This is a genomic window from Mycobacterium leprae TN (genome assembly GCF_000195855.1).
Classification (GTDB): domain Bacteria; phylum Actinomycetota; class Actinomycetes; order Mycobacteriales; family Mycobacteriaceae; genus Mycobacterium; species Mycobacterium leprae.
The window spans coordinates 1637448-1651308 of sequence record NC_002677.1 but is presented as its reverse complement, the minus strand read 5'-3'; the positions used below and the strand labels follow the sequence as shown (position 1 = coordinate 1651308).

Sequence of the window (13861 nt, the reverse complement as noted above, 5' to 3'; positions counted from 1 at the left end):
ACTCACGCCTGCATCGATATCGCCTTCAGCACAGCCCAGGTGCCCAGCCCCTGGCATCATCAACATGTAGACCAAGCAGCACCCACCACCGACATGCTTACGTGCGCCGCGCTAATCGTGTCCACTGCGGCAAAGCACACGAAGCCTCATCGAAAGCAGGCAGTCAGCCACCCACCAACAAAAACCCCGCAACACAGCAAAACACGTCAACAGGATTCCGGGCTGCCCCCCACGACTACCGAACATATCGGCCAGTCATAAAACGCAAAAACAGCCATTTCACCCACCACCTATGAAACCAACCGAACAACTCACCGCCACAGACACAAACACGAGACCCTAGAGTATGAGCCGTGAGTGCAGCAATGACCGCTGAAGTCTGCGAAGACCACACCAAGCCAATGCTGATGCTGCTGGACGGCAATTCGCTGGCATTTCGCGCATTTTACGCACTGCCAACAGAGAATTTCAAGACCCGCGGTGGCCTCACCACCAACGCGGTGTACGGCTTCACCGCCATGCTGATCAACTTGCTGCGTGAGGAGGCTCCAACGCATATCGCTGCGGCGTTCGATGTATCGCGGAAAACGTTTCGCTCCGAGTGCTATGCGGGATACAAGGCTAATCGGTCATCAATCCCCGCTGAGTTCCACGGCCAGATCGACATCACTAAGGAAGTCTTAGGTGCGCTGGGTATCACGGTGTTCGCTGAGGCTGGATTCGAGGCTGACGACCTCATCGCGACGTTGGCTACTCAAGCCGAAAACGAGGGTTACCGTGTGCTGGTGGTCACCGGTGACCGCGACGCACTTCAGCTGGTCAGCAACGACGTGACGGTGCTCTATCCTCGTAAAGGCGTTAGCGAACTCACCCGCTTCACACCAGAGGCTGTTATCGAGAAGTACGGGGTGACGCCGGCGCAGTACCCCGACTTAGCGGCGCTACGTGGCGATCCCAGCGACAATCTGCCCGGTATTCCCGGCGTGGGGGAAAAGACCGCCGCCAAGTGGATCGTCGATTACGGTTCGCTACAAGGGCTGGTCGACAATGTCGAGTCGGTCCGCGGCAAGGTGGGCGAAGCGTTGCGGACGCATCTAGCCAGCGTGGTGCGCAACCGAGAGCTCACAGAGCTTGTCAAAGATGTGCCGTTGGTGCAAACCTCGGACACGCTGCGGCTGCAGCCGTGGGATCGCGACCGAATTCACCGGCTCTTCGACAACCTAGAGTTCCGGGTGTTACGTGACCGGTTGTTTGAGGCTTTGGCCGCCGCTGGAGAGCGTGTACCCGAAGTCGACGAGGGGTTTGACGTCCGCGGCGGTTTGCTGGAGTCCGGCACGGTCGGGCGGTGGCTGGCTAAGCACGCCGATGACGGACGCAGGTCTGGGCTAGCGATCGTCGGTACACATCTGCCGCACGGCGGAGACGCCACTGCGCTAGCTGTAGCCGCCGCCGACGGTAACGGCGGCTACATCGACACCGCGATGTTGACTCCCGACGACGACGACGCGCTGGCGGCTTGGTTGGCCGATCCCGACAACCCCAAAGCGCTGCATGAGGCGAAGCTGGCCATGCATGATCTCGCTGGTCGCGGTTGGACGCTAGGCGGCATCACGTCCGATACCGCGTTGGCGGCCTACTTGGTGAGGCCGGGGCAACGCAGCTTCACTCTTGACGATCTCTCACTCCGTTACCTGCGTCGCGAGCTGCGAGCAGAAACACCTGAGCAGGAACAGTTTTCGTTGCTTGACAACGTCGACGAAGTGGACAAGCAAGCCATCCAGACTCTGATACTGCGGGCCCGGGCGGTGGTAGACCTCGCCGCTGCGTTGGACGCTGAGCTGGATCTCATCGATTCTACCTCACTACTAGGTGAGATGGAGCTGCCGGTCCAACAGGTGCTGGCTGACATGGAGAAAGCGGGTATTGCGGCCGATTTGCGGTTGCTCACCGAGTTGCAGAGCCAATTCGGCGATCAGATCCGAGACGCCGCTGAGGCCGCCTACGCCGTAATCGGCAAGCAGATCAATCTGAGCTCACCCAAGCAACTGCAGGTCGTGTTGTTCGAAGAACTAGGCATGCCGAAGACCAAAAGGACCAAGACCGGCTACACTACTGACGCCGATGCTTTGCAGTCCCTGTTCTGCAAAACGGAGCACCCATTTCTGCAGCATCTGCTCACTCACCGGGACGTCACCCGACTCAAAGTCACCGTCGACGGGTTGCTGAACGCGGTCGCCGCAGATGGCCGGATTCATACCACATTCAACCAGACGATTGCGACGACCGGTCGACTGTCCTCGACAGAACCCAACCTGCAGAACATTCCAATCCGCACCAATGCCGGCCGGCAGATCCGGGACGCTTTCGTCGTTGGTTCGGAAAATAACGGCTACACCGAACTGATGACCGCCGATTACAGCCAAATCGAGATGCGGATCATGGCACACCTATCCCGGGATGAGGGGCTCATCGAGGCCTTCCACACTGGGGAAGACCTGCACTCGTTTGTGGCCTCGCGGGCATTCGGTATACCTATCGAGGATATCACCCCCGAATTGCGGCGCCGGGTCAAGGCGATGTCCTACGGGCTGGCCTACGGGCTAAGCGCATACGGGTTAGCTACGCAGCTGAAAATTTCCACTGAGGAGGCGAAGCTGCAGATGGAGCAATACTTCGCTCGATTCGGCGGGGTGCGCGACTACCTGATGGATGTCGTCGAGCAGGCACGCAAGGATGGATACACCTCGACGGTGTTAGGCCGTCGACGTTACCTGCCCGAGCTAGACAGCAGTAATCGCCAGATACGGGAGGCGGCAGAGCGGGCAGCGCTCAACGCGCCGATCCAGGGCAGTGCGGCCGACATCATTAAGGTGGCAATGATCGCGGTTGACAAGTCGCTCAAACAGGCGAAGCTGGCGTCGCGAATGCTGCTACAGGTACACGATGAATTGCTGTTCGAAGTCGCGATCGGTGAGCGCGAGCAGATCGAGGCCATGGTGCGCGAGCAGATGGGCAGTGCCTACCCCTTGGACGTGCCGCTGGAAGTAAGTGTTGGCTTTGGCCGCTCGTGGGGTGCTGCTGCGCATTAAGGTGTTGCGGGGTTTTTGTTGGTGGGTGGCTGACTGCCTGCTTTCGATGAGGCTTCGTGTGCTTTGCCGCAGTGGACACGATTAGCGCGGCGCACGTAAGCATGTCGGTGGTGGGTGCTGCTTGGTCTACATGTTGATGATGCCAGGGGCTGGGCACCTGGGCTGTGCTGAAGGCGATATCGATGCAGGCGTGAGTGTGAGGATAGTTGTTAGCGCCGCGGGGTAGGGGCGTTTTAGTGTGCATGTCATGGCCTTGAGGTGTCGGCGTGGTCAATGTGGCCGCACCTGAACAGGCACGTCCCCGTGCACGGTATAACTATTCGCACCTGATGTTATCCCTTGCACCATTTCTGCCGCTGGTATCGGTGTCGGCGGCTTGTTGACCGGCCCTCAGCCAGCAAGCAGGCATGCCGCCGGGTGCAGCAGTATCGTGTTAGTGAACAGTGCATCGATGATCCGGCCGTCGGCGGCACATACGGCAACCTTCTAGCGCAGATCAACCACCCACACCCCACCAGCCCACCACAACACCACCCAAACCAAACCAGCAAAAAATAACCACCAAATGACCATCACGACGACACCTTGAAGTCTAAACGGACAAGTTACTGGTTACTGGCCGGGCGCGGCTTTACCCGATAGCAGCGGACGGCTGTCAACGCGATACTTCACGCCCCCATGGCCAAGACGGCTCACTGAGCAATGATTTCAGTCACCGCCTAGAATCGCACTTCGCGCCTGGCAGATGAAATCATAGTCAGCTCGGGTAAGAACGATCGAGTCTATCCTAGACCCCAAACACCACACGATGTCGATCACGCACTGAATGGTCGGCAGCACGAAAAGCGTCGTAAGTGCCGCCTCGCTGCCCGGTAGGAACTGCGGCAGCATCGCGATCCCGAGGGTGGCCGCTTTAGGGTTGGCACTACCCAACCACCCTACCGTCATACTCGCTAACCGTGCCGCCACGGTTGATGCGCTCTCAGGCAGCAGACTCTAGCTATGCTAGACTCCAAAGTTGTTCATGGGCATGGGCTGAATTAAGAAAGAGCTCAAGATCTGTGACGCTAGAGTTGGATAATCTAGGGGCTGGCAAACATTTGGTTGTTTTGCGGACAGTGTAGGGCCCACCAGCCCCCAAAAGGGATCATAACATGGCGAATTCTTCAGCTTCGAGGATACCATGTGCTACCTGAAACCAATTGCTGGCGAATATCTTTTGGTTCATATCGGTGTACACACCCCAGGCGACCGTGCGTCGAGCCTGACGGTTGGGCAACGGCTGCCAACTGCTCGACGTCACCGCTCCGCAACTCGTGTCACTGATCCGGTGGATACACCAGGTGGCATCGGTTTGCAAGCAGCGATCCGGCACAGCTTGAAGTGTCGCTGAGACACAAGAGCACCACGATCGATGCTGAGTGAGCGCGCCGGCACCCTGATTGATCAGGGCGCCGGCCGAATCGTGTTGGCAATGCCGCCGACCACCGATATCTAAAATGCTAAAGACACTCTGTCGTTCTGCACGCAGCGGTTGTCGTTAGTCTCTGCGGAACTTGCGCGATCAGTAAAGACTTTCACATATTCGACCGAGCGGTCCTCAGTGATTTGGTGAAACGGTACACCGACAATGCCGATAACCATTAATTCGATTCTGCAGCAAAAATTTTAACCTTCACCGCCGAGTAGGCGATGCCTGATCCACCAGCTGAAAACCTCAGCCATATGTTCGCAGCCCGCGACGACAACAGCTAGATGGGTTTCTGAATTTTCGCTACGGCGAGGGCAGTGAAGGCGATCACCTGGGTTTGTGCTATCCTGTTGACCATTGGCCATCCCCGTGTAGTGCAGCGGGTCGGATATGTACTAGTTGTCCTGTTCCAGCAGCCACTGGAACAGGACAACCCGAAGCCTGGTTCCTTCACTAAAAAGACATTTCACCGCAACCACTGCCGCAATAGACTCCTAGCGGAGACCGTCGAGTGCAAGGATTTGGAGAAAAAGACTTTCGTGATTAGCAGCTGAAGGTCTACGTTCTCGTCGAACACTCTACGGAGTTCTCGTTCGACACCTTGAAGAAGCTGCCTTACCGCTGATCAGATCAGCCAGCACTTTTGAATCCAATCTCGTTCTGCCATCGCTAAATAGTTTGATGTGCAGTTAATATAATAACGGAAATTATCAAACCGCTACCCTAGGAGAATTGTGTAGTGTTCTATTCGATGGGCATTGGAGCGATCGGGGGCATTTACTACAACACGCACCACATCGGGTCAGATGGGCCATTATATGACGATGCCAACCTACAGCATAAACGACCAGCATCTCGCCCTAGTTGTACGGCAAGCTGCTGCGCCTGCGTGATGAATTGTGGTACGGCTTCAAACTCAAACTAATGAAGTGGATCAAAGGGACCGAGCTCGTCGTCGACTATTCCGATATCGGTAGCGGTTACGGTGACTAAAACAAAAACCACTAGTATTTCGTGCTATGTCAGGCTTCTAGCGGACCAACGAGTGTCTATGCTAAACTGCTCTTTTCTACTAGTGTAGTAGAGTTTAGTAGGTGTTTCCGTACACTTGGCTCCTAGGGGTCGGCCCAGGTGGCTTCTAACTGGTGGGTTACATCGATAACTTGTGCGGCTTGAGATTGAGGGGAGTCGATTTCGGCAGTGACGTACTGTGCGACGAATCGCCGGATCTCATCGTCAATGCCCGCAAGCATGCGTAACACTTCGCCACGGATGGACTTAGACGACACGTTGACAGTGATATCGGACGGCAACGGTTTCTCAACGTTGACCATGAGGAGCAGCGGCTTGGCGGCACGTGCAGTTGCTCGCAACGCGATGTCGCCGGCGACGGTAAAACGCTGCTTATCGAGCCGAAGGTCGACGAGTAGATCGATCGAAAGCGGAATACGAATGACAAACGTGATGTTGTCGCCTAGGTGCCGCGTGACCCGAGGCTCTCTGAGCTTGACCTTGGCGCTGACCTTGGCGATCTTGCCAGGACCCTGACCAATCGGCTCCATTGAGAACTCGTTGCCCGCAATGTCGGCGAATGCAGCGGCGACCCGGGCCGGTGTGACGGCGACCTCGAAGAATTTGCGACCGAACTCTTCGTAGGTGAGATAGTCGTAATTTTGCATAGGAAAACACCGTACGTCACCTGCCAAAACAACCGTTGATCTGCTCGCGTCACAGACAATCTGGCCTCGACTGTGCCCTTAGTACGTCGGGCGCCCGCCGGCCAAGCGTAGCCAGAATTGGAAGGTGTTTACCGTCTCATGTAAGTGCACAAATCCACTGAGCCGCGCGCTCCGTGCCCAAAATCAGGCGGCTGTCTACCTGACTCGGCGATGAACAAACCCCGTCGATCCGGGATATCGCTAGGGCAACAGCATCAACTGCGGTCACCCACCGTTCCACGCCAGCTGCGGCCCACAGAATAACGGTTGCGCTGTGACGATCTTTCGAGCATTTGCAGATCGACATGGATCTTGAGGCCTGCGCGACAGTGATAATGGCCGGCGCCAACTACCCAAACAGAGATCAATCAGGTTGCGAAAAAGCACAGTTCACGATCACAGTCGGCTCTTGCATACTGTGCCATGATTTGTGCATCGTCTTCATTGTTCCAAAGCAGCGACCACATTATTATATGATTGTAATCATGTTGATATAGATGCTGAAGACGAATATTCATCGAGTAATCGACAGTGAAATAAGCATTTCAGATTTTTAGGTTATCGCTTGGCATCAGAGCTCCAGCACGCGCCGGGTGTAGTCGTTAATAAAGATGCCGTCAGGGTAGAGGCGGTCGCGGATGCCGGTGAAAAAGTGCCATCCGGTCTACCGCTCGAGCAACGTACCGGAGTTCTGATAGTGACGCTTGCCCCAACGTGGCCGGCCGGCATATTCATCCATGATTGTCTCGATGACACGAAAATAGGTCTCGAATTCCATCACGGTGTACTGATGGACACCGAAGTAGCAGTCTGTCACGCCTATGCTCAATAGATAGTAAAGACATCGTCAGACACCGCTAAGCGCACCTCGAGCGGGAACATGATCGGCAAGTTGTGACGGCGCACAAGGTCGACGATCTGCTGGATCGCTACGCGTATGTGCCCGTAAGGGATCGAATATTTCATCTCGGTGAACTTGACCTTCCACTCGATCGCGTACACCTTGTAGGCTTAGTCCTGGACGGTGAAATTCGAGATCACCTTCTTCATAAGGCGATTAAGAGTCGGGGCGGTACGGAGAAAGTGGTGCCCCAGTACGGAAAATCATGCCCCGTCGCCCATTTTCCACCTGCTCGTGGGCGATTCATCGGTGCATCGGGTAGATTCTCGTCAAAGCCGTGTCAAAATAAGGAAATACAGAAAATCCAAAGTGGTCATTGCCATAGACATGTTCGTCGAGGTTTTCCAGGATATTGGTTAGCGTACGTCGTTCGTCACGGCGATTTAGAGTGTAGAGCGGCACCGCTTGGACGGTGACTTGCGAGATTATCCCTAACGCACTCAGCGACACCCGCGCCTAGCTAGGCACCAGCGTTTGAGCCTTCCGTCTAAAATTTACACGTCACCGGTTACGGTAACGTGTCGCACCGCAACGATCCGCGCCAACAAGTTCGGAAAACGTACTCCGGACCCATGCGTCGCGATCGCAGTAGCGCTGATGATCGACTGGGCATCGAATATCACTCTGGTTCTCCACCCCGCGTCCGTGCACAGCCAGCTGCAGACCTTAGACTATGTATGCAACTACGCACCAAACCTCAATCGTCACCAAACCAGTTTGCGGGGTCTGCAGCTAATGACCTGCTGTAAGAATGGTCATGTCGGCCATCACTGCGTCGGTGAGCGCACAGTCGGTGACCCAATGCCTAGTGCCCGTACTGATTCACCACGCTAACTCTGCCCGCACAACCGCCTCAATCAGTCCAGCCTCCGCTCCGAGGTCGTCCACACAATCGCCGACGTTGCACAGAATTGCTCATCGGCACAGTTTCCCCACACTGACGCCCACTCCACACATCACCGCTTCAACAAGAGTGAACACGTACATCACGGTCTCGTAGACCAGGCTATCAGATGTATTGGAGATCTGGCGATAATTCGAGAATACCTTAATAGGGTATTATTATAGCGATAGATGGATAAGAAGCACGCGGGGTTGAATAACCTGTACAACTCATAAGCACGGTGTCTTTGCCGTTGCACGCTCATATGCTTCTGTGTAGCAGCATGTTGGCCCGTACCACCGGATCATGGAACCGTCGGGGGTAGTAGTCTTCCAAGTTGTGGTGCCCTCGAGCATGATCAGCTCCCAGCACGCCGATCGTGCCGAAATTCAGAAAGTACGTTTGGTCGCATTCAAACTCGGATTTGTGACGAGCCATGAAGCCGCACATGCCGCCTTGCAACTGTTCCTCTGCGCCCAGTTAAACTAGCAGTACTCGGTTAAACTAGCAGTACTCGCCCACCGCATGCTGGCCGATCGCGCAGCAGTTCGGCCAACGCGACTAGCAGAACAATGGCAGAGCAGTTATCCGTTAGCGCCCGAGACAATTGGGCTGCTAACGATGTTGACTAACAGTGCAATTGTGATTGCGCCCATTATGGCGTCGGTGACTATCATTTTACGACTGCCCCGCAGCGCGCCGAAGACAGCAGGCCGCCGGTTGGTCAGCAAAGTGTCGATGCGCTCAACAATCCCGGGGAAGCGATCGATTATTACCTATTGAAAGTCGGCCACAAAAAACTTGCCGTTATGCGCCGCGTCGTGATGAGCACACACCACAATCGTCCGTGTACCGTTGAGATCGCCAACCTCGGCCACCACGTTCCACGTTGTCCGAGGCTTCTGCAGTGTCCTGCGTACCACCCTCGTCCCCGTTAGAACAGTCATCGGCGATCGCCAGTCCGGCACCCAGGCCCACCAAGGACGCCTGGCCTGAAACGTCAACTCAGCAAGCCCGCTACGCTGACCGCCACCCCGAACGCTGTCAGTTTTGCGTGCAGTCGAGGGTAGCCATCGTAGAATGGTGCTTCCTCTACGTGCGCATTGTGTGCGCTCGCCACACTTAAGTGCTTGACGACCCACCTGACAGGCTGCGGCTGACCAGCGGCGCGCTCGATCGGCACGAACGCCTCCGCAACTTCGCGCATCGTGTCCAGCTCTGTTGGCAATGCGGTGTTTGCGGTCGTGGCCACTCCTCTTGCACGCCCTAGATTATACTGCTGGACCGCGCCGTATCTGTCCGATAGGCATCCGGATGAGAACTTGCTCCACTACATATATCTATATTATATCGGCGGGAAATTTGTATAAGAGAAAACACATTCCGCATCAGAAATAATGTGCGGCCCTCAACACGATACGTCGGCACAGTGTCACCGGTCTGCGTGCCCCGAATCAGATGCAGACAATCGAACCACTCCCACAATTCGCTGGCCTTTGTGTGGCGGAAATAGACCTCATTCACCACCAGCGTGAGCATCGGCCGTCGCGCGGTCTCCGCCGCCAGCGCGCACGCGTTCCGGTGTGTGCAGTGGCGAGCACTTCGAGCATGCGATCGGCGCCCAGTGCGAGTCGTTGGCGGTGATCCCATCGCACTCGCGCAGTGTCGCTCGATCGAGCGTCGGGTAAGCGAACAACAGATTCGAGAAACCGCGCACCACAAGCCAGAGTGTCTCGGGAAGGGTGAATGTCATTAGGCTGTCGAACCACCCACTGGCATCGAGATTTTTCCGTTGCAGCGGCCGATAACACAAATTTGGACCCACCCGGATCGACTTTTCGCCTACGCGCGTGAGGTATTTGGCGAAGAGAAGGCCACCTGGTGGCAGCGCGCTGTCGAGGTCTGGCCAGACTACGTCAATTACCAGAGCTGCTGACGTCAGCATACTGGGTGGTCCTGGCTTGTTGTCGTGCTAGCCGGTCGGCGAGGATTTCACGGATGACTTGGCGAGCGCTGTCCGCTAGCCGTAGGTTGGTGTCCTTGTAGCACGGGAGTGCGATGAGCGCACTCGACAGTGCCCAGCCGCTACCGCGTACCCAAGCGTCGTAATCGACCCCAGCAAGGTGCGAAACTACTTTCGCACAAGTGGAGGTAGCAAAACTCCATGCGAGACTCAGATCGATGCTGGGGTCTCCCAAGCCCATGAGATCGAAGTCGATAACGCCAGTCAGTCACCCCCGGACCGTCAAGAGGATAGGTTACCGTGGAAACATATCGCCGGCCCGCGTACACCGGTACCCGTAGCACCTCCTCCCAGGCAGAGGTGGCCGCCCGGACATTGATGAGCCCATCCAGGGCCGGCAGTGCGGCGGGGACCCCCTCGTCTCGCATCGCCAGAGGCCCGCACCGATGCGCGGGCGACCCGACGGTGAGATCGATGGCGGGCCGGGCAGTGATTGAAGGCGATGAGATTCTGGACGATCCCGGTGGAGTCCATTAGGTTCAGCTGGCCGCTGGGTTCTCTCCTTCGACCCAGCGGCCAGCTGGCTAGGGCTATCCGAAGCGCTCCGCCGGGGTGCCCAGGCCCGCCGGGATGGGGCTGGGCACCGGGAAGTGCGGGGCGATCCGCGGCAACCAGTGCTGTTCGGTCCACAGGCTCTCGACAGCCCGGTGGATCCCGGGAATCCGGGCAGCAAGGTTGTCCGCCGAGCCGGTACATGGCGTTGTCAGTCTATGCGAAGCGGACCGGAGTAATAAGGGGCAGGTCGGCTCAATGAGGGAACCAGATACTCAGCAGCCATCGCACCAGGTGTTCGTTGATGTCCACCTCGTCATCGTGCATCTTGCCAATGATCTTTGTCGCGCAGCGCTTTTCAAAGCCGACTGCTGCCGTCCAGCAGACTGCTCAACGCTGTCCGGGCCAGCTTGCGAACGATGATTCCGAGAGCGCGGCTGATGTGTCGGTGGTCAAACAAATCGTCACCGTGCCGTTCGAAGAGGAACGCTTCCGCGCCGCATCAACGGCCGTCCTAGACCGCGCCCCGTGTAATGGGATCGAACGTAACAGGCGAAGACGCTACCTTGTCATCGCAAAGCCGGCTATCATCGGCACCATAAACCTAAGCGATCCACCTACAAGGGAACACCTGCAGCGCGTCTTATACTGTCTTGTGTGATCCCAAGCTCGTCCTTTTAGGTTATCCTGCCTAACCCGCCCCTTGACTGAGGTCTCGCTCTTAGCGGTCGAAGGCTGTGCCGTCCTATTCTCGGAGTCGACCGGCGTGGGTGAAGTCGGTCCGTAGCGCGACCCGGATGGATGCCGCGTTCTCCGGCTCCACCTTTCACCACTGCTGTACTCGTGTACTCGCCACCGTGCTCTGCCGCGTACTGACCACGCCAGGTCGACAGCGCGGATCGCCAACCCACGTCCACACCAGGACTGGCGGCAAAGCTCGTAGGCGACGCTGAACTGCCCAGCTGCCAATCCCTCATCCTGCCTAATCGCAGATCGACGGTCTCAGCCAGTACCTCCTCGGCGCCTACGGCGCGGATAGCGAAGGCCCGCAGCGGACCGCTGGTTGCTTACTGATGCTGACAGTGGCACAGGTAAGCTTCGCCACCTTGGTGAGTCCTGGGCTCGACCGAGTATCAGCGGACCAGCTGCTTGTCCTCCCCGCCATATGTGACACTGCATCATCCACGCGCAGCGGGGAAAGAATGTAGGATGCCGTCAGACAAGCTCTGATTGCGCATCCTGTGATTGTCACGATCGAAATGCCTCCCGACAATCGGATATTTCATGGACGTTCCGGGCATCACAGAATGGTCGGCACCGTTGCGGAAGCCTAATCGGGCTTATCCTCAACGACGTTCATTCCTCCCGAAAAGACCCAACAAAGCCAATAAACACACGGATGTCCTAAACGCTTAGCCGAACCAACTCAAGCGCGCTGGGCAGCCAATACGTCAGGAACACATCTCAGCAATGGCCAACAACCAACCCAACAAATCCGGACCCATTTCGGATTTAATGTCGATTGCGATAATGCGTTGTCCACGGTTGCCTAACTTCCAGGATGAAGTCGGCGTCAACTCGAGCCGTCTCACAGGTAAACACGCCAACAACCAACGCCATGCCGGTAGCACCGGAGCCAACACCTTCAACTTTGATCACCTCAGCGCCCCAGTCCGACAATCCGAACACCGCTGAATATGCCTGACATCGCCAACTTGCTCGGTCACCAGCATTTCTTACTATTTTAGATATTCTAGTTACTGCAAAGGATGTGGACGAATTCGTTGATACCATGGGCTGGTATCGAGACGTCTCCAGATCGACCACAGTTCGTATTCTCCGAGCAACGCTTTATGGTGCTGCCCATCCAGATGTTCGACATCGATGCTGGTGGCAATTATGCATTCACTGCGGCCAGAAATCATGTGCCATTCACTTCTGGAACGCCTCATAATTGTTCCTCTGAACTAAACCATGAAATTCGGTACCGGGAATTTCGGCGAGCATGGAGTCACCAACAACGCCTTGGTAAAGGACATTCTCCGCTTTCTCGTTTATCAAGGAGTCAGGTTGAGATCGCTGAAACTGTATCATTGCTCGATACCAATTTCTGGCCGCACCAAAGGCCTTTCTGAAAACACAGAGGCCTCGACGGTCCCTATCCTCGGCAAGGCTCACTTGACTATTAGTACCCTGATTGCGCAGAGCCATGGCCCTAAATCGATATCAGCGGAACAGGGCATTCGTGAACTGACGAGAGAGGAACAGCAGCTCAACACCTATTTCTTTCGGTCGGGCTGACAGGATTTGAACCTGCGACCACTTGACCCCCAGTCAAGTGCGCTACCAAACTGCGCCACAGCCCGTCGTGCTAAGTGTCGCCGGTTGATCGGCGGTAGGCTGTCAGCCTACCGCCGATCAATCCCAAGCCCGACTACCACCTACAGCTCACGGATCCACAACAACGATGGACATATACAGTAGATACCCACCGGTCGTGTCTCCGCTGAACACCAGCCTCCCCAGTTTGGACCAACCCGATGGCCCTGCACAGCTTGACCATCAAGACTAACCAGATCAATGTTGTATAACCAAATATCCCTAGTTCTGCATACGTAGATCGTGGTCACTGGTGTTGGTCAATACCAAACTGAGTCATTTGGCGGCTTGAAAGGATTCCTCTATACGCCAACGTTGACTGGCTACAGCGTACAGCTGTACTCAACGGAGCGGGGTGTACAATGTAGTAGTTCAGTTAGGACAATTCGCCGGTGGCATGGTTGTGGCGTATCTGCAAATGACGGCCCTCGGTGTCGTCTTCAGGCTGAAGCCTGCTCTAGTCTGAGCAGCAGTAGTAGTCGATGTCCGTGACTGGCCGGTGCCGGCGGAGTGTTTCTGCCAAACCCAGATGGGCAGCCGGGATGGGAGTCAATCCACGCAAATCGGAACTGCTGCAGTTGGCGCGCGCCGATTGGCTGCCACGGCCAGTACTTTAGCCCAGACCGTGACCGCGGATGGCAGCCCGCAGCTTGGGTCGACTCCATAGACTTCGTCGCCGGCCACCCAAGCTACGGGCACCTTGGCCTGCACAGCGCGAGCAACCAAAGCTGCTGCCAGAAGTAGGTCTGGTCACGAAACTCTTTTTGTTGGTGGGGATCGCGGCATTGTCTCAGCGACTGGGATCTTCGGTCCATGATCGTCAGGATAGGATCGATTAGGGCATGTCCACGCGAAGCGGCATAGATCGGATAGACCACGACTTGCTCGTTCTCGATGCACCCAGA

11 protein-coding genes, 1 tRNA gene and 2 pseudogenes are annotated in these 13861 nt (G+C 56.4%); 4 read left to right on the top strand and 10 right to left on the bottom strand.

Going from position 1 to position 13861, the window contains the following annotated elements; genetic code table 11:
• The first annotated feature begins 365 nt into the window (after positions 1 to 365).
• Positions 366 to 3089 (top strand): DNA polymerase I, encoded by a 2724-nt coding sequence (gene polA / locus ML_RS06970; protein ID WP_049769942.1) that lies wholly within the window; start codon positions 366 to 368, stop codon positions 3087 to 3089.
• 708 nt (positions 3090 to 3797) lie between these two features.
• Here polA and ML_RS06960 read toward each other — a convergent pair.
• On the bottom strand, positions 3798 to 4037 hold the full coding sequence (locus tag ML_RS06960; protein WP_041322752.1) for a hypothetical protein: 240 nt from the start codon (positions 4035 to 4037) through the stop codon (positions 3798 to 3800).
• A gap of 765 nt (positions 4038 to 4802) precedes the next feature.
• On the opposite strand from ML_RS06960, the pseudogene ML_RS15850 reads away from it, so the two are divergent.
• Positions 4803 to 5553 (top strand): annotated as a pseudogene (locus ML_RS15850) (molybdopterin-binding protein); the annotation flags it as partial.
• A 122-nt stretch (positions 5554 to 5675) separates the two neighbouring features.
• Here the strand turns inward: ML_RS15850 and ML_RS06955 are convergent.
• The 7 genes from ML_RS06955 to ML_RS06940 form a co-directional block, all read right to left on the bottom strand.
• Positions 5676 to 6239, bottom strand: a complete 564-nt coding sequence (locus ML_RS06955; protein WP_010908302.1) for a hypothetical protein — start codon at positions 6237 to 6239, stop codon at positions 5676 to 5678.
• Between the two features lie 703 nt (positions 6240 to 6942).
• Positions 6943 to 7095 (bottom strand): D-arabinono-1,4-lactone oxidase, encoded by a 153-nt coding sequence (locus tag ML_RS17430; protein WP_269147003.1) that lies wholly within the window; start codon positions 7093 to 7095, stop codon positions 6943 to 6945.
• 8 nt (positions 7096 to 7103) lie between these two features.
• Positions 7104 to 7280, bottom strand: coding sequence for a D-arabinono-1,4-lactone oxidase (locus tag ML_RS17425; RefSeq protein ID WP_269147002.1), 177 nt, complete (start codon positions 7278 to 7280; stop codon positions 7104 to 7106).
• Positions 7281 to 7422: 142 nt separating this feature from the next.
• Complete coding sequence (locus tag ML_RS17420) at positions 7423 to 7581, bottom strand: D-arabinono-1,4-lactone oxidase (protein ID WP_269147001.1); 159 nt, start codon at positions 7579 to 7581, stop codon at positions 7423 to 7425.
• A gap of 1257 nt (positions 7582 to 8838) precedes the next feature.
• A complete protein-coding gene (locus ML_RS15845) occupies positions 8839 to 9009 on the bottom strand; it encodes a hypothetical protein (protein ID WP_231846552.1) in 171 nt (56 codons plus the stop codon).
• Positions 9010 to 9062: 53 nt separating this feature from the next.
• Positions 9063 to 9314: a hypothetical protein gene (locus ML_RS15840; protein WP_231846551.1), complete on the bottom strand. Its 252-nt coding sequence runs from the start codon at positions 9312 to 9314 to the stop codon at positions 9063 to 9065.
• Between the two features lie 264 nt (positions 9315 to 9578).
• Positions 9579 to 9779, bottom strand: a complete 201-nt coding sequence (locus ML_RS06940) for a hypothetical protein (protein WP_231846550.1) — start codon at positions 9777 to 9779, stop codon at positions 9579 to 9581.
• Between the two features lie 129 nt (positions 9780 to 9908).
• On the opposite strand from ML_RS06940, the pseudogene ML_RS06935 reads away from it, so the two are divergent.
• Positions 9909 to 9998, top strand: a pseudogene (locus tag ML_RS06935) (nitroreductase/quinone reductase family protein); the annotation flags it as partial.
• Positions 9999 to 10325: 327 nt separating this feature from the next.
• Positions 10326 to 10562 carry a hypothetical protein gene (locus tag ML_RS06930; RefSeq protein WP_156511861.1) on the top strand — a complete coding sequence of 79 codons (237 nt, stop codon included), beginning with the start codon at positions 10326 to 10328 and terminating at the stop codon, positions 10560 to 10562.
• Between the two features lie 1527 nt (positions 10563 to 12089).
• On the opposite strand, the gene ML_RS15835 is transcribed toward ML_RS06930, so the two are convergent.
• The gene (locus ML_RS15835) at positions 12090 to 12257 is read right to left on the bottom strand and encodes a CoA transferase (protein ID WP_231846549.1); all 168 of its coding nucleotides are present in this window, start codon (positions 12255 to 12257) and stop codon (positions 12090 to 12092) included.
• Between the two features lie 612 nt (positions 12258 to 12869).
• A tRNA-Pro gene (locus tag ML_RS06920) sits at positions 12870 to 12943 on the bottom strand.
• Between the last annotated feature and the right edge of the window lie 918 nt (positions 12944 to 13861).

Coding starts and splice junctions, on each gene's coding strand:
- polA (WP_049769942.1), top strand. CDS start 366: ATGACCGCTGAAGTCTGCGAAGACCACACCAAGCCAATGCTGATGCTG.
- ML_RS06960 (WP_041322752.1), bottom strand. CDS start 4,037: ATGACGGTAGGGTGGTTGGGTAGTGCCAACCCTAAAGCGGCCACCCTC.
- ML_RS06955 (WP_010908302.1), bottom strand. CDS start 6,239: ATGCAAAATTACGACTATCTCACCTACGAAGAGTTCGGTCGCAAATTC.
- ML_RS15845 (WP_231846552.1), bottom strand. CDS start 9,009: ATGACTGTTCTAACGGGGACGAGGGTGGTACGCAGGACACTGCAGAAG.